Raw genomic sequence first — 21,582 nt, forward strand, 5'->3', positions numbered from 1 at the left:
TTCGTCCTTCTGTTCGCAAAAATACCGAAGATCGAGTTGATCCCCACGTCCGACCAGGTAGCCACCCCCACCTTTTCTTCCGCAAGCCCCCCGATCCTGCCGATTCGTCTCAGAGGGCATACATGGTGAGTGTTCAATCGCCTCCCGGTGGTCGTGAACTTCTCTACGTACGCGAGTTGTTGCTGCCCGCCATACTGACGGCGGCGGCGACGGGCGCCGCCGTCGGGCTGGTCCCCGAGCAGGCCCGGAGCACGGTCGGCTGGTGCGGAGCCTTCGCCACGGTCCTGGTGACCGCCGTCGCGGCCGTGGCGGCGCGCCGCGGCCGCACCGTCCGTGCCCTGCGTGCCGACTTCGCGCAGCGGACCGCCTACCTGGAACAGCGCATCGCCTCCCAGGACGACGACATCGAGTACTTCCGCACGGAGGTGCTGCCCCGAGCGCTCGACACCCTGCGCGGCGGCGTCTCCCCCGCGCAGGTGATGCACACGGTCGTCGACCAGAGCCCCCGGTTCCGCGGGCTTCCCGGGCCGCAGCGGCAGTTGCTGCGGACCCTCCTCAAGATCGTCGACCGCGAGATCGCGATCCGTGACTCCTCGCAGCGCGCCTTCGTCAACATCGCCCGCCGCGTCCAGGCCATCGTCCACCAGCAGGCCAAGGAACTGAGGGAGATGGAGGAGGACCACGGCCGCAACCCCGAGGTCTTCGACGACCTGCTGCGCATCGACCACGGCACCGCGCTGATCGGCCGCCTCGCCGACTCCATCGCCGTCATCGGCGGCGGCCGCCCCGGCCGCCAGTGGCCCCAGCCCGTACCGCTGTACAGCGTGCTGCGCGGCGCGATGTCCCGGATCCTGGAGTACCGCCGCATCGAGTTGCACTCCATCGCCAAGGTCAACATCAAGGGCATCTCGGTCGAGCCGATCATCCACGCCGCGGCCGAACTCCTCGACAACGCCACGCGCTACTCGCCGCCGCAGACCAAGGTGCACGTCACCGCCACCGAGGTGCAGACCGGCATCGCGGTGGAGATCGAGGACGGCGGCATCAGCCTCAGCGAGGAGAACCGCGCCAAGGTCGAGAGGATGCTCGCCGAGGCCCAGGCCGGCGTGGACGTCCAGGAGGTCGGCGAGACCCCGCGCCTCGGACTCGCCGTCGTCGGGCGCCTGTCGTCGATGTTCAACATGCATGTCTCGCTGCGACAGTCCGCCTACGGCGGCGTCCGCGCCATCCTCGTCATCCCGAACGACATGCTGACCACCGACCCCGCACCCGGGTTCGCCCATGGCATCGGCGCCACCTCCGTGCCGACCCTGGACAACGACGGGGTCAAGGGCCCCGACCGCAAGGCCAAGAAACGCCGTCCCACCACCGGGCCCCGGATCCCGCAGCAACTCGCCATGGAGGACGACGTCCCCGTGGTCACCGAGTGGACGCCGGGCGGCCTGCCGCAGCGTCGCAGCCGGGTCAAGATCCCGCTGAGCCAGCGGATCGCCGAGGCAGCCGCGGCGGAGGCCGCCGCCCAGGCCGTCGAGGCCGCGACCCACGCCCCCTGGACGCCTGAACCCGAACCGGAGAAGGAAGAGCCCGCCCCCGGCCTCTGGGTCGAGGCGTTCATGAACGGGCTCAAGGCCGACCCGGACCCGAACGCGTTCTCCCCCGGGCCCCCGGACGACGACCCGCACGCATTCATCAACGACGAGCCTGCCCCTGCCCAGGCCGACGACGAGGGGGACTTCAAGTGATCCAGCAGCGAGGCAACTTCGACTGGTTGCTGAAGGAGCTCGCCGACGGAGTGCCGGGCGTCCACCAGGTCGTGGTGCTTTCCGCCGACGGTCTGCGCATCGCCCGATACGGCGGCGACCCGGACGCGGCCGACCGCGTCGCCGCGGCCTGCGCCGGACTGCAGAGCCTGGCCGGAGCGGTCGCGACCGAGATCCCGGGCAGCGACGGTCGGATGCGGATGGTCGTCATCGAGATCGACGGCGGCTACTTCTACATGATGGCGGCCGGCGCCAACGCCTATCTCGCGGTGCTCGCCGACACGGTCGCGGAGGCGGGCCTGATGAGCAACCGCATGCGCGATCTCGTCATCCGCATCGGCGACCATCTGACGAGCCCGCCGCGGCGCAACGGGCAGACCGTATGACTCCTCCGCGACGCCGTCGGCGCAACCCCAAGGAGCAGCCCCCGCCGGAGCCTGTCGCAGCAGGCGGCGGGAAGGAGGGCGAGGAGAAGAACCCGGAGCGGTTGTACATCCTCACGGGCGCGACCGACGGGGGCGAGCGGGCCCCCATCGACCTGGTCACCCTGATCGTGGCGAGCACCGCCCCACCTCCCACCGCCACCCCGGAGCAGTCGGCGCTGCTCCGGCTCTGCCGGGCCCCCCTGTCCGTGGCCGAGATCTCGGCCTATCTCAGCCTGCCGTTCAGCGTGGTGACCGTCCTGCTCACCGACCTGCTGGCGGCCGAACTGGTGCAGGCACGCGCGCCGATCGTCCGGAAGGCGACGCCCGACCGTTCCCTCCTCGAAGCGGTGATGCATGGACTACAAAAGCTCTGACACGATCCCGGGTCCGCGGGCCGAGGACCACCTGCCGCACACGGCGCAGGCCGCGGTCAAGATCGTGATCGTGGGCGGCTTCGGAGTCGGCAAGACGACCATGGTCGGTTCCGTCAGCGAGATCAGGCCGCTGACGACCGAGGAGACCATGACCCAGGCAGGCATCGGAGTCGACGACAACTACGGCTCCGACAGCAAGACCGCCACCACCGTGGCCATGGACTTCGGCCGGATCAGCGTCACCGGGCAACTCGTGCTGTACCTGTTCGGCACCCCGGGCCAGGAACGCTTCTGGTTCCTGTGGAACGGCCTGTTCGAGGGCGCTCTCGGCGCGGTCGTGCTGCTCGACACCCGCCGCCTCGAGGTCAGCTTCGACGTCATCGGCCGCCTCGAGGAGCGCGGCGTGCCCTTCGTGGTCGCCGTCAACGCATTCCCCGACGCACCTCGTTACCCCATGGAAGAACTCCGCGTGGCGCTCGACCTGTCCGACGAGATCCCGATCGTGGAGTGTGACGCACGGCGCCGGGCCTCCAGCCGCGACGTCCTGATGACGCTGATGCGCTTCCTGCACTCCCTCGCGATGACACGCGCGCCCGTCTGATCCGCGCACGCACCCGCCGTGCCCGTCCCCATGTCCTGTCCCCCCCAAGACACCCGGATCCACCTCAGCTTCGGAGCGAACGTCGTGACGCATGAATCCCACTCCCTGACCAGCAGGGACCTCACCAGTACGGACGACCCCGCCCACGTCCCGCCGCCCGGCTGCCCGGCCCACGGCCGCGGCCCCGGCGGAGCGCACCGGCTGTACGGTCCCGAGGCGGAGGACCTGGGAGCCCTGTACGAGAAGATGCGTGCCGAACACGGTGCCGTGGCACCCGCGCTGCTCCACGACGACGTGCCGATCTGGGTGGTCCTCGGCCACGCCGAGAACCTGCACATGGTGCGTTCCCCCGCGCACTTCACCCGGGACAGCCGGATCTGGGCCCCGCTGCTGTCCGGCGCGATCAAGCCGGACCATCCGCTGACGCCGCACTTCGCCTGGCAGCCCATCTGCTCGCACGCCGAGGGCGACGAGCACCTGCGGCTGCGCGGCGCGGTCACCGGAGCCATGTCGACCATCGACTACCGGGGCCTTCGCCGCTACATCAACCGCGCCACGCAGACCCTCGTCAACCGGTTCTGCGAGGAGGGCCGGGCCGACCTGGTAGGCCAGTTCGCCGACCATCTGCCGATGGCGGTGATGTGCGAGGTCCTCGGCATGGCCGACGAGTACAACGACCGGATCGTGCACGCCGCCCGAGACATGCTCAAGGGCACCGAGACCGCGATCGCCAGCAACCAGTACATCGTGGACGCCCTGACCCGGCTCACCGCCCGCCGCCGGGCCCAGCCCGAGGACGACTTCACCAGCCACCTCGTCAACCACCCGGCCCGGCTCACCGACGACGAGATCAGGGAGCATCTGCGTGTGGTCCTGATCGCGGCCTACGAGGCCACGGCCAACCTTCTCGCCAACGTGCTGCGCGTGGTGCTCACCGATCCGCGCTTCAGGGCCCAGCTCAGCGGCGGACAGATGACGGTGCCCGAGGCGGTGGAGCAGTCCCTGTGGGACGAGCCGCCGTTCAGCAGCATCCTCGGGTACTTCGCCAAGCAGGACACCGAACTGGGCGGCCGGCGTATCCGCAAGGGCGACGGACTGCTGCTGGGCATCGCGCCCGGCAACGTCGACCCCCGGGTACGGCCCGACCTCTCCGCCAACATGCTGGGCAACCGTTCCCACCTCGCCTTCGGCGGCGGCCCGCACGAGTGCCCGGGCCAGGACATCGGCCGCGCCATCGCCGACACCGGTATCGACGCGCTGCTGATGCGGTTGCCGGACATCCAGCTCGACTGCGCGGAGGACGAACTGCGGTGGACCGGGTCCATCGCGTCGCGGCACCTGGTGGAGCTGCCGGTGCGGTTCGAGCCGAGGCCGCCGCAGGAGGTGACCGAGCGGCCGGCCATGCACGCCGTACCGCACCAGCGTCCCGGCTGGCTGATCACGACACCCGGGTCCGAGACCACCACCACGCCGGTGCCGGAGCCGGTGGCCGCTCAGCCGGTGCCGCCCGGGCCGGGTGCCGGGCCGTCGCTGCCGTACCCCGCCGCCGAGCCGCGCACCCGCCCCGGCCTGTGGCGGTGGGTGCTGCGGTGGTGGCGGGGCGACTGAGCCCTACCGGGCCCACGCGTCGTACGCCGACCAGGCCTGGAGCACCCGCTCGCTGACGAAGCGGTGTACGCCTCCTGTGACCGGATCGGTGAACTCCAGTACTCGCGCCAGCAGTTGGAGCGGGCGCCGGAAATCACCGGCCGGTCCGGGGCCGGACACCACCGGATAGAGCGGATCGCCGAGAATCGGCAGCCCCAACGCGTTCATGTGCACCCGCAGTTGATGGGTCTGCCCGGTGCGCGGGAGCAGCCGGTAGCGCCCGTGCCCGGCGCCGTGTTCCAGCAGCTCGATCGTGCTGACCGCGTTGGGCTCGCCGGTCACCTCCCGGGCCGCCATGACCCCGCGCTCCTTGACGATCCGGCTGCGCACGGTGCGGGGCAGGGTCACCTCGGGGTCGTACGGGGCGACGGCCTCGTACTCCTTGGAGACCCGCCGGTCGCGGAACAGCGTCTGGTAGATGCCGCGCTCCTCGGGCCGTACGGTGAACAGCACGAGCCCGGCGGTGAGCCGGTCCAGCCGGTGTGCGGCGGTCAGCGCCGGGATGTCCAGGTCGCGCCGCAGCCGGGCGAGGGCGGTCTCGGCGACGTGGCTGCCGCGTGGGGTGGTGGCGAGGAAGTGCGGCTTGTCGGCGACGACGATGTGTTCGTCGCGGTACACCACCTCCACCGGGTAGGGGACGCGCACCTCGTCGGGCAGCGCGCGGTGGAACCACACGTACATGCCCGGTACGTACGCCGCGTCACGCGCGACCGCCCGCCCGTCCGCCCCGACGATCAGCCCGGCGTCGAGCATGCCGTCGATCACTCCGTCCCCGGCCGCGAGCCGCGCCACGAGATGATCCCGGACGGTGGCCCACTCCTCGTCGAACGGCAGCCGCACCCGCACCGGATCGACCCCGTCGCGCTGCAGCAGGGGAGAGGGCGGGATCCGGATCTTGCGTCGCATCACGGCCCAGCGTACGTGGTGCCGCGAAGGCCGCCCTCGGCCGGCACAGCAGCCCCTCCCCCTGCCCGCGGTACTCCGGGCGCACCGAGCCCTCCGCATGGTCCACACGACCGTGCAAGGGGGCTTTCTGCATGTCCGGGATCAGCGGCGCCGGGCCGCGACCGCGTCCGTGTACAGCTCGCGCGTCAGGTCTTCCGGTCCGATGCCGAGGTCGGAGAGCACCGTGCCTATGTCCTCGAGCGCCGTAGTGCGCTTCGGGCACTCGAAGCCGAGCATCACGCTGGAGAAGCACACGGGCCTCTGGCCGGCGGTCGAGGGCATGACGGCGGACGCTATTGAGTCGGTTCTGGGAGGGCTTCCGCAGGGGCCGCCGGCTTCTGGACCGAGTGCCCGCGTTGTGCCCTCGTGACTCGATACAGGGCACCTACACCCACGCTGACCAGCAGGAAGAGCACCGTGAACCACTGGAAGTACCAGTGCCCGCCCGTCGGGTCGTACACCGCCGCGCGCGGCCACGCCAGGTTGACGGTCATGAGCAGGCCGTAGAGCAGGGCGAGCGCGTTGACCGGGACGCCCCAGCGGCCGAGCGAGAAGAGGGGCGCGCCCGTCTCGTCGGTGCCCGAGGCGGGGAACCGGCCGAGCAGGCGCCGTACCAGCAGGGGGCCGGTCACCATCGCGTACGCGAGGTACAGCATCACGATGCAGGTGGTGCCGATGGCCAGGAAGGCGTCCGGGGAGGCGAAGTTGAGCAGCAGGAGCGCGGCGGCGAGGACGCCGACCACCAGGGCCGGGGCGCTGGGCATGCCCGTGCGCGGGTTGACGCGCGCGAGCCGCTTCGCGAACGGCAGCTGACCGTCGCGGGCCATGGAGAAGAGCATCCGGCAGGCCGCCGTCTGGATCGCGAGGGTCGCCACCGCGATCGCCACCACCACATCGGCCAGCAGCACCCGGCCGACACCGTCGCCGAGGCTGCTGGTCAGGACGTAGCTCAGGCCCTCGGTGCCGAGGTGCCCGTCGGTCAGGCTGGGCGCGGCGAGGATGCCGCCGAGGACGATCAGTCCGCCGAGCAGGCCCGCCGCGCCGAGAGCGGTGAGGATGGTGCGGGGCGCGGTGCGGCGCGGATGGTGGGTCTCCTCGCTCATCTCCCCGGCGCTGTCGAAGCCGATCATCACGTACGCCGCCGTGAACGAGCCCACGAGCAGCGCGCCGAACAGGCCGCCCGTGCCGGAGCCGGTGTGGAAGGTGATGCCGGGGGAGCGCTCGGAGTGGGTGAGCAGCAGCACCACGATCAGGCAGGCGCCGATGATCTCGGCGGTGACCCCGATGCGGTTGACCGCGGACAGCACGCGGTTGTCGAGGACGTTCACGAGTGTGGTGAGCACCAGCAGGATGACACCGAGGACCGCCGCGTTGGCCGCGCCCGTGGAGGAGGTGGGGGACGGGTCGCCACCCACCAGCTGGAAGCCGGACCACAGCGGCGGCATCACCATCTGCAGCGCGAGAGCCGCCGCCGCGACCACGACGACCTGCCCGATCACCATGATCCAGCCGGCGAACCAGCCGAACGTGGCGTTCGACAGCCGCGAGGACCACTGGTAGACGGCGCCGGAGAGGGGATAGCGCGCCGCCAGCTCCGCGAAGCACGCGGCCACCAGCAGCTGGCCCACCAGCACCACGGGCCACGTCCAGAAGAAGACGGGGCCGCCGAACGCGTACCCGAATGCGAAGAACTGGAAGACGGTCGTCAGTACGGAGATGAAGGAGAACCCGGCGGCGAAGGAGGCGTACCGGCCCAGGCTGCGGTGCAGTTCCTGGCGGTAGCCGAACTCCGCGAGGTCGGCGGCCCCGTCGGGTCGTGGCGGGGCGGGGCGGATGTCGGCGGGGGCGGTGCTCGTCATGGCGGCAACCTGCTTTCGCACTGCGGCGCGAGACTTCCTGTCGGGTGACAGAAATTCCTGTCGGGCGACAGAAAGTAGGGAGGGCCTGTTTCGCCGGCGTCACGTGGCCGTGTCGGGTGCGGACCCAACTCCTCACCGCCTTGCGGCTCGACGCGAAAACACGATACATCGTGACTGTTGACGCCTGTCTGGGAGACGCGATATGTTCGTCTCCGGATATTCGGTTCTGAACAATGGATCGAGGTGAACCCCGTGGCGACGAAGCGCCGGAAGCTCGGCAACCCGCTGGCGCTCGCGGTCATGGTGCTGCTCACCGAGAAGCCGATGCATCCGTACGAGATCGCCCAGACCCTGCGCCGTCGCGGCAAGGACGCCAGCCTGAAGATCAACTACGGGTCGCTCTACACCGTCGTCCAGAACCTGGAGAAACACGGTTTCGTCGAGGTCGCCGAGGTGCAGCGGCAGGGCAACCGTCCCGAGCGCACGCTCTACGGCATCACGGACGCCGGGCGCGAAGAGGCCACGGAGTGGCTGTCGGACCTGCTCGCCGTCCCCGCACAGGAGTTCCCCATCTTCGAGGCGGCGCTCTCGCTGATGGGTGTGCTCCACCCGGACGAGGTGGCCCGCCTGCTCGAGGAGCGGCTGGACACCCTGGAGGTGCAGGCCGCGAGCGCCCGCGGTGGCCTGGACAAGCTCTACGAGACACTTCCGCGGCTCTTCCTCATCGAGACCGAGTACAAGCTCCACATGATCGAGGCCGAGGCCGCGTGGGTGCGCGGTTTCCTCGCGGAGATCACGGCGGGCACCCTGCCCGGCGTCAAGGAGTGGCGGACCTTCAACGAGACGGGGGAGTTCCCCGAGGAGTACGCGAAGCCGGAAGGCGGCGATGTCGAGAGACCGTAGCCGCTGACAAGGAAAAAACCCCGGCAGGGCTGTTGCAGCAGTCCCGCCAGGGTCTCGAACCCCGAGCTGAATCCGCCGTGAGGCACATCCAGGCGATCGAGGTGCGGCACACCCAGGATAGCCCGGCGCTCTTCACGCGGATCAGTCGTCATCCGCTCATCCGGAGGGCGGTCCGTCCGCGCACCGCGGACCGCCGCCGTCCGCTGTCCACAGGAGAGCAGTCGTCATGACCACCCGTGCGCCCGCGGTCGAGGCGCGTCAGCTGATCAAGACCTATCCCGGTGATGTCACGGCGTTGAACGGCATGGACGTCACCGTCGAGCCGGGCACCGTCTTCGGACTCCTCGGCCCGAACGGCGCCGGGAAGTCCACCACCGTCAAGATCCTCACCACCCTGGCCCGCCCCGACTCGGGCTCGGCCACCGTCGCCGGCCACGACGTGCTGCGCCACCCCGACCGGGTGCGCCGCGCGATCGGCGTGGTCGCCCAGAGCTCCGGTGCCGACCCGGTCGCCACCGGCCGCGAGAACCTCCAACTCCAGGGCAGGCTCTACGGCTTGAAGGGCGGGGCGCTCAACACGCGAGTGGACGAGCTCCTCGAGCGCTTCGCGCTCACCGACGCCGCCGGGCGTCAGGTCAAGGGCTACTCCGGCGGTATGCGACGGCGCCTCGATGTCGCGCTCGGCCTGGTGCACCGGCCCGAGGTGCTCTTTCTGGACGAGCCCACCACCGGCCTCGACCCGGAGGCCCGCACCGCCATGTGGGAGGAGATCGGCCGCCTCGCCGGCGAGGAGGGCCTGACCATCCTGCTCACCACGCACTATCTCGAAGAGGCCGACCGGCTCGCCGAGCGCATCGCGATCGTCGACCGGGGCCGGGTCGTGGTGGAAGGCACCCCGGACTCGCTGAAGGGCGAACTTCGCGGTGACGCCGTCCACATGGAACTGCGCGAAGGCGTCGGCGAAGCCGGCCGGACGCTGCTGAGGGGCGCCCTTGCCGGACTGCCCGGCGTGCACGAGGTGCACCTCGACGGGCACCGCATCAGTGTCCGCGCCGACGACGGGGCCGTGGCGATGCCCGCGCTGCTGGGGGCGCTCGAGCGCGCCGGGGCGGGTGTCGCCGCCGCGACCGTCGCCCGTCCCTCGCTCGACGACGTCTACCTCCGTTACGCGGGGCGCCGTTACTCCGAGGCCGAAGCCGAAGGTTCCCTCGTCCTTGCCGGAGGTGCGCGATGAGCACCGCCGTCTCGCAGACCTGGTACATGACCCGGCGCCAGCTCATGGTGTTCGCACGGCAGCCGGCGTACGCGGTGATCACCCTGATTCAGCCGGTGATCTGGCTGTTCCTGTTCGGCAACCTCTTCAAGAAGGTCGTGGAACTCGGCGGCTTCGGCACCACCTCCTACCTCGACTATCTCGTGCCGGGTGTGGTCGTGATGAGCGCGCTCAGCTCCAACATGTGGGCGGGCATGGGCACGCTGGAGGAGATCCAGCGGGGCACGCTCAACCGCTTCCTGACCACGCCGGTCAGCCGGGCCGCGCTGATGAACGGCAACGTCGTCAACAACGGCCTGGTCACCGCCCTGCAGTCGTTGATCATCGTGCTGCTCGGCCTGCTGGGAGGCGCCGACTACCCGGGCGGCATAGGCGGTGTCGCCGTCCTCGTCCTGGCCTCCGTGCTCCTCGGCACGATCTTCGGGGCGCTGTCCAACGCGCTGGGCATGCTGGTGCAGGAGCGGGAATCGATCATCGGGATCAACACCTTCCTGCTGCTCCCGCTCACGTTCCTGTCCACGGCCTTCATGGCACCGTCCCGGATGCCCTCGTGGATGCGGCACATCGCCGACTTCAACCCGCTCAACTGGGCGATGGTCGCGGGCCGTTCGGCGATGTCCGCGCACCCCGACTGGGGTGTCGTGTGCGGCCGGGGCGGGGCGCTGCTGGGGCTCGCAGTCGTCGCGGTGTGGCTGTCGATCCGGACTTTCCGGGCCTACCAGCGTTCGGTGTGAGCACTGCATGACGAAGCGGCGGCACCGTGCTGGTGCCGCCGCTTCCGGCGATCTACGCGGCGGACGCGTTCTCCTGCTCCGCCTCGATGCGCGCGTTCCACTCCCGCTTCGACGCCTGCCAGCCGTCCTCGTTGTGGCCGAGGCGCCAGTAGCCGGAGATCGACAGGTCCTCGCGCGGCATCCCGTGCTCCACCCGAAGCAGCCGGCGCAGCTCCTTCACGAAACCGGCCTCGCCGTGCACGAACGCGTGCACCCGGCCCTCCGGGAACTCCAGCGCCCGGACCGCTTCCACGAGGGCCTGGCCGATCGGCCGGTCCCCGCGGTGCAGCCAGACGACCTCCACATCGGAGTCGACCTTCTGCTCCTCCTCTGGGCCCGCGACCTCCACGAAGGCGTAGGCTTCGGCGCCGCCGGGCAGCGCCTCCAGGGCGGCCGCGATCGCGGGCAGCGCGCTCTCGTCTCCGGCGAGCAGATGCCAGTCGGCACCCGCGTCCGGTGCGTAGGCGCCGCCGGGGCCCATGAAGCGCACCGTCTCGCCCGGCTGGACGCGCAGCGCCCATGGACCGGCGAGGCCCTCGTCGCCGTGGATGACGAAATCCAGTGTCAGCTCGCGGTGTTCGGGATCCCAGGCGCGCACGGTGTAGGTGCGCGTGACGGGCCACTGGTCGCGCGGGAACTCCTCGCGGATGCGCTGCATGTCGAAGGGTTCGGGGTAGGTGACGCCGTCGGCCGGGAAGAGCAGCTTCACATAGTGGTCGGTGCAGGTCTCCGCCGTGAAGCCGGCCAGGCCCTCGCCACCGAGTACCACACGCTGCATGTGCGGGGTCAGCCGCTCGGTGCGGATGACCTGCGCGGAGTGGACCCTGCGACCCCTGCCTGCCGCGCGCTCTGCCATGACGGCCTCCCAGTTCCCTTGCTTAGGTTTACCTAAGTTAGCACCGGATTCCAGTTAACACCTCTCCCATGAAGACTTGATGAGCGCCCGTTGCGGATTCGCCGCATCCCGAGCACGGCGCCCAGCCGCCCCGGTCGGCCGCCCCGAGCCCTGGCCGGCCTTCGGGATGGGGGTGTCCTGTTGTGCCGGTGTGTTGGGGCCTCGGGTTGACGGTGGGCGGGGTCGCGGGGTCCGGTGAGCGGATTTCTCGGCTGTCGTGTCGATGGGCCGGCACGGCCGGCCGGGTTGGCCCTGAGGCGGGGAGCGCGCCTTTTGCCGGATCCGTCACGTCCCGAGCACGGCGCAAAGCCGCCGGGCCAGCGGCCGCCTTGAGCTCTGGCTGGCCCTGCCAGGTCGGCCGCGCCGAGTCCTGGCTGGGCGTCGACTGGGTGTGTCGTGTTGTGCCGGCTGGTTCGTCGGCGGTGGGTTGTGAGGCGGGGGCCGCAGTCCTTGCCCTCATGCCCCGAGCGTGGTGAGCAGGCGCTGCAGTGAGCCGCCCAGGCCCCAGCGGGACGTGAGCGCGTCCAGTGCGGCCGGGTCGCGCGGCGTGTGTGGCAGCGCCGTGTCCACCTCGGGCAGGGGTACGTCCTCGGCGACCCGTACGACCTTGGGCGCGAGGGCGACGTACGCCCGAGCCTCGTCGAGCCGCTTGCGCTGCGCCGGGCTGAGCTTCGACCTCGGGTCGTCGACCGCGGCCATGATCCCGGCCAGGTCCCCGAACTCGGCGAGCAGCTTCGCGGCCGTCTTCTCGCCGATGCCCGGCACACCCGGCAGCCCGTCACTCGGGTCGCCGCGCAGCAGCGCCAGATCCGCGTAGCCCCGGCCGTCGACGCCGTACTTCCCGTGCAGGAACGCCTCGTCGGTGAGCTGCAGCGTGCCGACGCCCTTCAGCGGGTACAGCACGCGGATCCCACGGGCGTCGTCGACCAGCTGGTACAGATCCCGGTCGCCGGTGACGATGTCGACCGGGCCCTTCGCGCGGGCGGTGAACGTGCCGATCACGTCGTCCGCCTCGTACCTCTCGACGCCCACGCGCGCGATGCCCAGCGCGTCGAGGACGTTCTCGATGACGGGCACCTGGGGGGACAGCGTGTCCGGCACCTCCTCCTCGTCCGGGCCCGCCTCGTGTTCCTCGGCCACGCGGTGCGCCTTGTAGGAGGGGATCAGCTCGACCCGCCAGTGCGGGCGCCAGTCCGCGTCCATGCAGGCGACCAGGTCGTCCGGGTGGTGGTCCCGGACCAGGCGGTCGATGAATTCGAGCAGCCCGCGCACGGCGTTCACGGGCGTGCCGTCCGGGGCCTTCACCGAATCCGGGACGCCGTAGTAGGCGCGGAAGTAGAGCGAGGCGGTGTCGAGGAGCATCAGGCGTCGGGTCACCTTCCGCATCATGCCGTACCGCACCGACAGCGAGCCGCCGGTGCCGGGCGCAGGCCCTGGCATGGCACCCGTGAACGCACTGTGAAGAGGACCACTCCTGCGTTTGCCCTGGACAAAGGGGGGCAGGCGCGCGTCGGAGCGATGCCGGTTGCAATCGAACTGTTTGCAGCGGCTCGGAGGCTTCGAGACGAGAGGTACCTGTGTCATCCAGGCTTGAGGCCGAGCACCTGTACAAGGTGTTCGGCAGACGACCGGACGAGGCGGTGGAGCGGCTCCGGCAGGGAGCCGGCCGTGAGGAACTGCGCGCCGACGGCACCACCGCCGCAGTGATCGACGCCTCCTTCACCGTGGAGCCGGGCCAGATCTTCGTCGTGATGGGCTTGTCCGGATCCGGCAAGTCCACGCTCCTGCGCATGCTCAACGGACTCCTTGAGCCGACCGCGGGACACGTGCGCTTCGACGGCCAGGATCTCACCGGGCTCGGCCCGCGCGAGCTGCGCGAGGTCCGCTCGCGCAAGATCAGCATGGTCTTCCAGCACTTCGCGCTCTTCCCGCACCGCAGCGTCCGAGAGAACGCCGCCTACGGCCTGGAAGTGCAGGGCGTGCCCCGCGCCGAGCGCGCAGCGCGCGCCGACGAGGCGCTCGCCCTGTGCGGCCTGGCCGGCTGGGAGAAGTCGTGGCCCGACGAGCTGTCCGGCGGCATGCAGCAACGCGTGGGCCTCGCCCGCGCCCTCGCCACGGACGCCGACCTGCTGCTGATGGACGAGTCGTTCAGCGCGCTCGACCCGCTGATCCGCCGCGACATGCAGGACCAGCTCCTCCAGCTCCAGAAGGCCCTGAAGAAGACCATCGTCTTCATCACGCACGACCTCAACGAGGCCATGCGCCTGGGTGACCGCATCGCCGTGATGCGTGACGGCCGCATCGTGCAGATCGGCACCGCGGAGGACATCCTGGTGCGCCCGGCCGACGACTACGTGGCCTCCTTCACCCAGGACGTCGACCGCTCCCGTGTGCTCACCGCGAGCGCCGTCATGGACACCTCGGTGCGCGGGGACGAGGCGGACTGCGGCTGCGCGACCGCGACGCCGGACACCCCCTTCGTGGAACTGTGCGCGATGAGCGCCGGTCTCACCCACCCGGTCGCGGTGCTCGACGCGGAGCGCAGGCTCGTGGGCGTCGTGCCCAGGCAGCGACTCGTCGGCTTCCTCGGCGACCCCACGGCCGAGCCCGCGCCGTGCGGCTCGCCGCGTGAGCAGGGCGGGAAGGTGACCGCCCGTGCCTAGGATCCCGTTCGGCGACTGGGTCAACTCCGCCGTCGACTGGCTGCTGCACCACATGGCGTGGCTGTTCGACTTCTGCAAGACCGTCTTCGAGGGCGCCTTCGACGGCATCAACACGGTCCTGCAGGCCCCCGAGCCGCTGCTGCTGGCGGGCATCCTCGCCGTGATCGCGTTCTGGCTGCGCGGCACGTCGGCCGGCCTCCTCACCTTCGTGGGATTCGCCTTCATCGACTCCCTCGAACTGTGGGAGGACGCGATGGTGACCCTGTCGCTCGTCCTGGTGGCGACCGTCATCGCTCTCGTGATCTCCGTGCCCGTCGGCATCTGGGCGGCCCGCTCCAGCCGGGTCGGCGGCATCGTGCGGCCGGTGCTCGACTTCATGCAGACGCTGCCCGCGATGATCTACCTCATCCCGGCGATCCTGTTCTTCGGCACCGGCGCCCCCGCGGGCATCGTCGCCACCTTGATCTTCGCCCTCGCGCCCGGGGTCCGCATGACCGAGCTGGGCATCCGCCAGGTCGACAAGGAGCTGGTGGAGGCCGCCGACGCCTTCGGCACCACCCCGCGCAACACACTGCTGCGTGTCCAGCTCCCGCTCGCCCTGCCCACCGTCATGGCCGGCGTCAACCAGGTGATCATGCTGGGCCTGTCCATGGCGGCCATCGCGGGCATGGTCGGCACCGGCGGCCTCGGCGGCGACGTGAACGAGGCGATCGGCCAGCTCAACGTGGGTCTCGGCGCCGAGGCCGGTGTCGCCATCGTCATCCTGGCGATCTACCTGGACCGCATGACCAGTGCGCTCGGTACCCAGGTCTCTCCGCTGGGCCGCCGTGCCGTCGCCCGGCTGCGCGCCGCACAGGGGCTGCGGATCTGGTCCTACCGTCCCCGGCCCGCCGTGGCCGTGATCGGCGTGGTCGTGCTCGCGCTCGCCGCCGGCGGCATGGGCGTCTTCGGCGGCGGGGACAAGGCCGCTACCGCGGCCGACGCCCGGAACGTCGGCCAGGGCAGGAAGATCACCATCGGTTACATCCCGTGGGACGAGGGCGTCGCCTCCACGTTCCTGTGGAAGGAGATCCTGGAGCAGCGAGGATTCCAGGTCGACGTCAAGCAGTTGGACGCCGGACCGCTCTACACCTCGCTGGCCCAGGGCGACATCGACTTCGAGACCGACTCCTGGCTGCCGACCACGCACGAGCAGTACTGGAAGAAGTACGGCGGCCGGCTCGACGACCTGGGGTCCTGGTACGGCCCGACGTCGCTGGAGCTGACCGTGCCCTCGTACATGAAGGGCATCGACTCGCTGGCGGACCTCAAGGGGAAGGCCGCCACGTTCGGCGGGAAGATCACCGGCATCGAGTCCAGCGCGGGTGAGATGAGCCTGCTCAAGAGCACGGTCCTCAAGAAGTACGGCCTCGACAAGGAGTACAAGGTCGTCGACAGCTCCACGCCCGCGATGCTCGCCCAGCTCAAGCGTGCCTACGCCAAGAAGGAGCCCGTCGTCGTCACGCTCTGGTCACCCCACTGGGCGTACAACGACTACGACCTGAAGAAGCTCAAGGACCCCAAGGGCGCCTGGGGCAAGGGCGATTCGGTGCACTCGCTCGCCCGCAAGGGCTTCGCTCAGGACAACCCGGTGGTCGGCACCTGGCTGAAGAACTTCAAGATGGACGAGAAGCAGCTCACCGGCCTGGAGGCGCAGATCAACAAGGCGGGCGAGGGCAAGCAGCAGGACGCCGTGCGCGCCTGGCTGAAGAAGAACCCCGGAGTCGTCGACAAGCTCGCCCCGGTCCAGAAGTCCGCCACCGGCAGCGCGACCGAGGCCAAGCGTCCGCTGGACGTCGCCTGGTTCCCCTGGGACGAGGACGTCGCCGTCACCTACCTGTGGAAGAACGTCCTGGAGCGGCGCGGCTACCGGTTGAACCTGAAGCAGATGGACGTCGGCCCGGTCTACACGGGCCTTGCGGGCGGCGACATCGACCTCAACTTCGACGCGTGGCTGCCCTACGCGCAGAAGAACTACTGGGACAAGAGCAAGGACGACCTCAGGGACCTCGGCACCTGGTACCAGCCGACCTCGCTGGAGATCGCCGTTCCCTCGTACGTGAAGGACGTCAGGTCCCTGGAGGACCTCAAGGGCAAGGCGAAGACCTTCGGCGGCAGGATCATCGGCATCGAGCCCGGCACCGGCGAGATGAACCTGCTGAAGACGAAGGTGCTGCCCGGCTACGGCCTCGACAAGGAGTACAAGGTCGTCGACGGCTCCACACCCGCGATGCTCGCCGAGCTGAAGCGCGCCTACGCCAAGAAGGAGCCCGTCGCCGTGGTCCTGTGGTCCCCGCACTGGGCCTACAGCGAGTACCGGCTCACCAAGCTCAAGGACGACAAGAAGCTGTTCGGCGAGGGCAACACGATACGGACCATCGCGGGCCGGACGTTCCCGGACCGGTACCCGCAACTCACGAAGTGGATCAAGAACTTCAGGATGAGCGAGGCCGAACTTGGCAGCCTGGAGAGCGAGATCAAGAACCGCGGTCAGGGGCACGAGCAGGCCGCCGTGGCCGCGTGGCTGCAGCGGCACCCGGACATGGTGGAGCGGATGACTCCGCAGTAGACCGCCGAGGGGCCGCTCGGTACCGCCGTACGAGAAGGATCCGGACAACCCGTCGGGCCCGCGGCCTCGCCGATCCTCACGCTCCGCCGCCCGGGGGCGCCGAACACCGTTTCGGCGCCCCCGGGCCCTGTCGTGCTGTTCCGGGGCCCGCGGGCCCCGCCTCCCTGCCCGGCGCCACCGCCCGGCCCGCCGTCCACGATCCGGCGCACGACCCCGCCCGCCACCGGGCCGGGCAGCCCTCGGCAGGCCGTCCCGCGCTTGTGGTCAGCCCTTTCGCCCCGTATGGAGGAGGCGCGCGCCGGGAGGCGGGGTGGCTCTCCCAGTGGCGCGAACCGTGACCCTCACCACTCTTGTATGTGACAGCGATGTGACGGGCGCATGAAACAGTTTGCCGAACATGCGTAGGGTGCAGACAACTCAACAGAAGCAGTACACCGACGAATCATCGGACGGCGGCGACACGCCCGCCGGGCAGGGCAGCGGACCGACGAGCGAGGGAGGGAGCCGGAGCGATGGGCGACCACAAAGAACAGCCCCTTCGAGTGGGCGCGGCCGTCCGGCGGCGGCGCCGGGCGCTGGAGCTCACCCTCGCCGTCGTGGCCGAGCGCAGCGGTCTGTCGGTCCCCTTCCTGAGCCAGGTCGAGAACGAGCGGGCGCGCCCGAGCCGGCCCTCCCTGGAGCGGATCGCCGACGCCCTGGGCACCACCGCCGTCGAACTGCTCGCGGCGGCCGACCCGGCGTGCAGTGTGGACGTCCTGCGCGCCGATGACGAAGAAGTGGCACCGGGACGGGCGCGCGTGCGCCCTCTGGTGCGCGGTCACCACCAGTTGCACGCCATGGAGTTCATCGGCGATCACGACGAGGGCCGCGAATTCCAGCATCGCAACGACGAGTTGATGTACGTCGTCGACGGCGCTGTCGAGATCGAGGCGGAGGGCCGAGCGCACCGGCTCGGACGCGGCGACACGCTGTACCTGAGCGGGGGAGTACGCCACCGCTGGCGGGCGACCGTGCCGGACACCCGTGTGGTCGTGGTCGCGGTCGCCGACCACATCGAGGCGTTGGAGAACCCGTCGGGCCGCGGCTGACCGCCTCGGCCGAAAGTCCCCACCGGCGTCCGGCCGACTCTTCCGGGGGACACGCATGCAGCTGCCGCGCTGGAATACTCGCGGACATGCCTGACATCTCCGGATATGCCGCCGACAACACCTCCGAGCGGGCAGGCGGCCGCTATGACGTCCTGGAGTCCACCTACGACCCGGTGACCTTCGCGCGCCTGACTGCGCTGGGCGTCGCCCCGGGCATCCGCTGCCTGGAGGTCGGCGGAGGCGGCGCCTCGGTCGCCGCGTGGCTCGCCGAGCGCGTCCGACCCGAGGGGTCCGTGCTCGCCACGGACCTGGAACCGCGCCGGCTCGACGGACTCCCGGCCCACGGCAACCTCCGCGTGGTACGCCACGACATCGCCCGGGAAGAGCTGCCCGACGGGGAGTTCGACCTGATCCACGCGCGCCTCGTCCTGCTGCACCTGCCCGGTCGGCTTGCCTCACCCGACCGGATGGCCCGGGCGCTGCGCCCCGGTGGGCGGCTGGTCCTCGACGAGTTCGACCGCGGCTGGACCCCGGTGCTGTCGGCTCCCTCGCCGGAGACGGCCGCGCCCTTCGAGGGGACCCACACCGCGGTGATGGACGTCCTCACCCTCGCCGGAGCCGACATCCGCCTGCACGCCTACGAGGCGCTGCGCGCGGCCGGGCCTGCCGACGTGGCCTGCGCCACACGGGCCGAGGCGTGGCAGGGCAGGTCGACCGGAATCCGGCTGCACCGGGTCGACCTCGGTGACCTGGACGGGAAGCTGACCGAGGACGGGCTGACGCAGGACGACCTGGACCGCTGTCTGCGGCTCCTCGAGGACCCGGCGTTCGCCGTCGACTCCTATCCGCTGATCAGCACCTGGAGGCAGCGACCGTGACGCGTGTGGTCTCGCTCGTGCCGTCGCTGACCGAGGCCGTAGCCGCCTCCGTGCCGGGCGTCCTGGTAGGCGCGACCGACTGGTGCAGCCATCCGGCCGGTCTCGACGTCGTCCGGATCGGGGGCACCAAGAACCCGAAGGTCGACCGGATCGTCGGGCTCGCCCCCGATCTCGTGCTCGCCAACGAGGAGGAGAACCGCGAACCGGACCTCGACGCCCTGCGTGCGGCGGGTCTGGAGGTCCTGGTCACCGAGGTGCGGAGCGTGCCGCAGGCCTTCCCCGAGCTGGAGCGGGTGGCGACCGCGTGCGGGGCGCCCGGTCGGCCGCGATGGCTGGACGAGGCCGAGACGGCCTGGTCTCGGCTGCCGGTGCCCAGGACCCGCACGTCCGCGGTCGTCCCCGTCTGGCGGCGGCCCTGGATGGTCCTGGGCCGGGACACCTTCGCAGGGGACGTCCTGGCCCGGCTCGGCGTCGACAACCTGTACGCGACGCACCCGGAGCGCTATCCGCGGATCCCGCTGGAGGAGCTGCGGAACGCGGCACCCGACCTCGTGGTGCTGCCCGACGAGCCGTACCGCTTCACGGCCGACGACGGCCCGGAAGCGTTCGAGGGGACGCCGTGCACGCTGGTCAGCGGGCGCCACCTGACCTGGTACGGTCCGTCGCTGACCCGGGCGCCGCGCGTCGTCGCCGAGGCGCTGCGAGCAGCTCGCCGCTGACGACTCCACGGCCCGTACCGACGGCGGCGACGGCCCAGGCCGCGAGGAGCAGCCCATACAGGCCGATCGCGAGCCCCTCGAAGGCGGCCGACCCGGTGCGCCGGGCGAGCGCCTCCGCGCCGGTGACACACGTGCCGACCGGGAAGGTGAAGGCCCACCAGGTCATGGCGAAGCCCATGCCCCGCCGCCGGGCACGTGCCACCAGTGCCGCGGCGAACCCGAGCCAGAGCAGGGCGAAGCCCAGTACCGGAACGCCGTAGAGCACGGCGAGGACGCCGAACCCCCGGTCGTAGGGGGCCGGTACGACGCCCGTCGCCGCGTTCGCGGCCGCGGCGACGGCGGTGGCGGACTGCCCCAGCGGGCCCAGGACCAGGAACAGGGCCGGGGTCAGGGGGAGCGGCAGCGGGCCCGCGGTGATGAGCCGCCCGACGATGAGCGGCAGCAACGCGAGTGTGGCCAGCAGACTCATCCCGAACATCGCGAAGCAGGCGAGCAGCAAGGACTCCCGGGGCTGACCGGCGGGCAGGTGCGGCACCAGCAGTGGACCCTGGGCCGCGGAGACCATCGGGGTGACCAGGGGCAGCAGCCAGACGGGGGTGGCCTGGCCCGGTCCGATGCGGTGCCGGGTGACCATGAGGTACGGCACGGCGATGGCGGCGACGAGCCCGACGACGGTGCCGGCGGTGAAGAGGACGGCGTCCAGGGCGAGGGCCGGGCCCGCCCCGGTCCAGTCCCTGCCGACGGCCAGGGCGCCACCGCCCACGGCGAGCAGGGCCATCGCCAGGCAGCCGTAGAAGGGGGCCACGGTGGGGTCGAGGAGGTGGGCACGCGCCTGGTCGCGATGGTGGATCCAGTGCAGGGCTCGAGCGGTGAGGAGGGCCACGAGCAGGGCGAGCGAGAGCGCCCAGACCGTCGCGCAGACGGTCCGCAGCCCGGGCACCTGCACGGCACCGGGCAGACCGGCGCCCGCCGTCGCCGCGATCGCTGTACCCATCACGGAGGCGTACCAGTTGGGGCCGAGGTGCCGGACGACGGCGGCGCGCCGGTGAGGGGCGGGTAGGGCAAGGGGCTGGGCTGCGGTGACCATGCCTGTACGGTCCCGCCGGACCGGGTCCCTCACCAGGGAGTACGTCTCTATGGGGGCATAAGCTGTGTTGATGAGTGACGGCGATGACGAGCGGCTTGCGGCGGTCGGCCTGGCGCACCGGGTGCCTGACCTGGGCGCGCTGGAGCTGCTGCTCGCCGTGGCCCGGCTGGGCAGCCTGGGGCGGGCGGCGCGGGAGCTGGGGATCACCCAGCCCGCGGCCAGCAGCCGGATCCGGTCGATGGAGCGGCAGCTGGGCGTGGCGCTGGTGGATCGTTCGCCGCGGGGCTCGCGGCTGACCGACGCGGGGGCGCTGGTCACCGACTGGGCACGGCGGATCGTGGAGGCGGCGGAGGCGTTCGACGCGGGGGCCCAGGCGTTGCGGGGCCGCCGGGACTCGCGGCTGCGCGTGGCCGCGAGCATGACGATCGCGGAGTATTTGCTGCCCGGCTGGCTGGTCGCGCTGCGTGCCCAGCGGCCGGACACAGCGGTGTCGCTGCTGGCCGGGAACTCGGCGGCGGTCGCGGCACGCCTGCTCGCGGACGAGGCGGACCTGGGCTTCGTGGAGGGCCTGTCCGTGCCGGCGGGTCTGGACGCGGCGGTCGTCGGCCATGACCGCCTGATCGTGGTGGCGGCACCGGGGCACCCGTGGGCGCGCCGCCGCAGACCGCTGTCGGCAGCGGAACTGGCGTCGACACCGCTCATCCTCCGGGAGGAGGGCTCGGGCACCCGCCAGGTCCTGGACACGGCTCTGGGCGGTCTGGCCCGCCCCCTGCTCGAACTGTCCTCGACGACGGCGGTCAAGGCTTCCGCGGTCAGCGGCGCCGGCCCGGCGGTCCTGAGCGAGCTGGCCGTCGGGGAGGAGCTCTCGGCGCGTCGGCTGGTGGGCGTGCCGGTCGAGGGCGTACGGCTGGACCGGGCGCTGCGGGCGGTGTGGCGCACCGGCCATCGGCCGACGGGGCCGGGCCGGGACCTGCTGGGGCTGACGAGGACCTAGTACTACAGGGCTAGATCTGCATCATCTGGATGCGCATGCGTCGGCGGAAGTGGTGCCTGCGGGCCTCAACTTGGTGGCGACGGCGGAACG

General features: G+C 71.0%; 20 protein-coding genes. 14 read left to right on the top strand and 6 right to left on the bottom strand.

Features of this window, described 5'->3' with window-relative positions:
* The first annotated feature begins 122 nt into the window (after positions 1-122).
* The 5 genes from ACZ3TS_RS21310 (at position 123) to ACZ3TS_RS21330 (ending at position 4,768) form a co-directional block, all read left to right on the top strand.
* Complete coding sequence (locus ACZ3TS_RS21310) at positions 123-1,742, top strand: ATP-binding protein (RefSeq protein WP_467620055.1); 1,620 nt, start codon at positions 123-125, stop codon at positions 1,740-1,742.
* The gene (locus tag ACZ3TS_RS21315) at positions 1,739-2,146 is read left to right on the top strand and encodes a roadblock/LC7 domain-containing protein (protein ID WP_467620058.1); all 408 of its coding nucleotides are present in this window, start codon (positions 1,739-1,741) and stop codon (positions 2,144-2,146) included. The genes ACZ3TS_RS21310 and ACZ3TS_RS21315 overlap by 4 nt, the downstream gene beginning before the upstream one ends.
* Positions 2,143-2,559, top strand: coding sequence for a DUF742 domain-containing protein (locus ACZ3TS_RS21320; RefSeq protein WP_467620061.1), 417 nt, complete (start codon positions 2,143-2,145; stop codon positions 2,557-2,559). Before ACZ3TS_RS21315 ends, ACZ3TS_RS21320 begins: the two co-directional genes overlap by 4 nt.
* Entirely contained in the window at positions 2,540-3,160 is a 621-nt protein-coding gene (locus tag ACZ3TS_RS21325) for a GTP-binding protein (RefSeq protein WP_467620062.1), read from the top strand. The genes ACZ3TS_RS21320 and ACZ3TS_RS21325 overlap by 20 nt, the downstream gene beginning before the upstream one ends.
* An 84-nt stretch (positions 3,161-3,244) precedes the next feature.
* Entirely contained in the window at positions 3,245-4,768 is a 1,524-nt protein-coding gene (locus ACZ3TS_RS21330; RefSeq protein ID WP_467620064.1) for a cytochrome P450, read from the top strand.
* 3 nt (positions 4,769-4,771) lie between these two features.
* On the opposite strand, the gene ACZ3TS_RS21335 is transcribed toward ACZ3TS_RS21330, so the two are convergent.
* The 3 genes from ACZ3TS_RS21335 to ACZ3TS_RS21345 all read right to left on the bottom strand — a co-directional run bounded on the left by ACZ3TS_RS21335 (position 4,772) and on the right by ACZ3TS_RS21345 (position 7,611).
* Entirely contained in the window at positions 4,772-5,713 is a 942-nt protein-coding gene (locus tag ACZ3TS_RS21335) for an RluA family pseudouridine synthase (protein ID WP_467620066.1), read from the bottom strand.
* Positions 5,714-5,854: 141 nt separating this feature from the next.
* Positions 5,855-6,034 (bottom strand): hypothetical protein, encoded by a 180-nt coding sequence (locus ACZ3TS_RS21340; protein WP_467620068.1) that lies wholly within the window; start codon positions 6,032-6,034, stop codon positions 5,855-5,857.
* 11 nt (positions 6,035-6,045) lie between these two features.
* Positions 6,046-7,611 (bottom strand): amino acid permease, encoded by a 1,566-nt coding sequence (locus ACZ3TS_RS21345; RefSeq protein WP_467620070.1) that lies wholly within the window; start codon positions 7,609-7,611, stop codon positions 6,046-6,048.
* Positions 7,612-7,863: 252 nt separating this feature from the next.
* Between ACZ3TS_RS21345 and ACZ3TS_RS21350 the strand changes: the two genes are divergently transcribed.
* The 3 genes from ACZ3TS_RS21350 to ACZ3TS_RS21360 all read left to right on the top strand — a co-directional run bounded on the left by ACZ3TS_RS21350 (position 7,864) and on the right by ACZ3TS_RS21360 (position 10,521).
* Positions 7,864-8,514, top strand: coding sequence for a PadR family transcriptional regulator (locus tag ACZ3TS_RS21350; RefSeq protein WP_467620072.1), 651 nt, complete (start codon positions 7,864-7,866; stop codon positions 8,512-8,514).
* A gap of 226 nt (positions 8,515-8,740) precedes the next feature.
* Complete coding sequence (locus ACZ3TS_RS21355; RefSeq protein WP_467620073.1) at positions 8,741-9,748, top strand: ATP-binding cassette domain-containing protein; 1,008 nt, start codon at positions 8,741-8,743, stop codon at positions 9,746-9,748.
* The gene (locus ACZ3TS_RS21360; RefSeq protein ID WP_467620074.1) at positions 9,745-10,521 is read left to right on the top strand and encodes an ABC transporter permease; all 777 of its coding nucleotides are present in this window, start codon (positions 9,745-9,747) and stop codon (positions 10,519-10,521) included. The genes ACZ3TS_RS21355 and ACZ3TS_RS21360 overlap by 4 nt, the downstream gene beginning before the upstream one ends.
* A gap of 52 nt (positions 10,522-10,573) precedes the next feature.
* On the opposite strand, the gene ACZ3TS_RS21365 is transcribed toward ACZ3TS_RS21360, so the two are convergent.
* Both ACZ3TS_RS21365 and ACZ3TS_RS21370 read right to left on the bottom strand, forming a co-directional pair.
* Positions 10,574-11,416: a siderophore-interacting protein gene (locus ACZ3TS_RS21365; RefSeq protein WP_467620077.1), complete on the bottom strand. Its 843-nt coding sequence runs from the start codon at positions 11,414-11,416 to the stop codon at positions 10,574-10,576.
* A gap of 495 nt (positions 11,417-11,911) precedes the next feature.
* Entirely contained in the window at positions 11,912-12,841 is a 930-nt protein-coding gene (locus tag ACZ3TS_RS21370; RefSeq protein ID WP_467620103.1) for a 5'-3' exonuclease, read from the bottom strand.
* Between the two features lie 191 nt (positions 12,842-13,032).
* On the opposite strand from ACZ3TS_RS21370, the gene ACZ3TS_RS21375 reads away from it, so the two are divergent.
* The 5 genes from ACZ3TS_RS21375 (at position 13,033) to ACZ3TS_RS21395 (ending at position 19,411) form a co-directional block, all read left to right on the top strand.
* Entirely contained in the window at positions 13,033-14,118 is a 1,086-nt protein-coding gene (locus ACZ3TS_RS21375) for a quaternary amine ABC transporter ATP-binding protein (protein ID WP_467620079.1), read from the top strand.
* Positions 14,111-16,726 (top strand): ABC transporter permease/substrate binding protein, encoded by a 2,616-nt coding sequence (locus ACZ3TS_RS21380; protein WP_467620081.1) that lies wholly within the window; start codon positions 14,111-14,113, stop codon positions 16,724-16,726. The genes ACZ3TS_RS21375 and ACZ3TS_RS21380 overlap by 8 nt, the downstream gene beginning before the upstream one ends.
* A 512-nt stretch (positions 16,727-17,238) precedes the next feature.
* Positions 17,239-17,814, top strand: coding sequence for a helix-turn-helix domain-containing protein (locus tag ACZ3TS_RS21385; RefSeq protein WP_467620083.1), 576 nt, complete (start codon positions 17,239-17,241; stop codon positions 17,812-17,814).
* A gap of 86 nt (positions 17,815-17,900) precedes the next feature.
* Positions 17,901-18,692: a class I SAM-dependent methyltransferase gene (locus ACZ3TS_RS21390; protein ID WP_467620085.1), complete on the top strand. Its 792-nt coding sequence runs from the start codon at positions 17,901-17,903 to the stop codon at positions 18,690-18,692.
* Positions 18,689-19,411: a helical backbone metal receptor gene (locus tag ACZ3TS_RS21395; protein WP_467620087.1), complete on the top strand. Its 723-nt coding sequence runs from the start codon at positions 18,689-18,691 to the stop codon at positions 19,409-19,411. Before ACZ3TS_RS21390 ends, ACZ3TS_RS21395 begins: the two co-directional genes overlap by 4 nt.
* Here ACZ3TS_RS21395 and ACZ3TS_RS21400 read toward each other — a convergent pair.
* Positions 19,323-20,498, bottom strand: a complete 1,176-nt coding sequence (locus ACZ3TS_RS21400; RefSeq protein WP_467620089.1) for a TDT family transporter — start codon at positions 20,496-20,498, stop codon at positions 19,323-19,325. The two genes, ACZ3TS_RS21395 and ACZ3TS_RS21400, sit on opposite strands and share 89 nt — an antisense overlap.
* 70 nt (positions 20,499-20,568) lie before the next feature.
* On the opposite strand from ACZ3TS_RS21400, the gene ACZ3TS_RS21405 reads away from it, so the two are divergent.
* Positions 20,569-21,492 carry a LysR family transcriptional regulator gene (locus tag ACZ3TS_RS21405; RefSeq protein ID WP_467620091.1) on the top strand — a complete coding sequence of 308 codons (924 nt, stop codon included), beginning with the start codon at positions 20,569-20,571 and terminating at the stop codon, positions 21,490-21,492.
* Positions 21,493-21,582 lie beyond the last annotated feature (90 nt).

The sequence above is a fragment of the Streptomyces sp. NPDC022910 genome, from assembly GCF_055561075.1.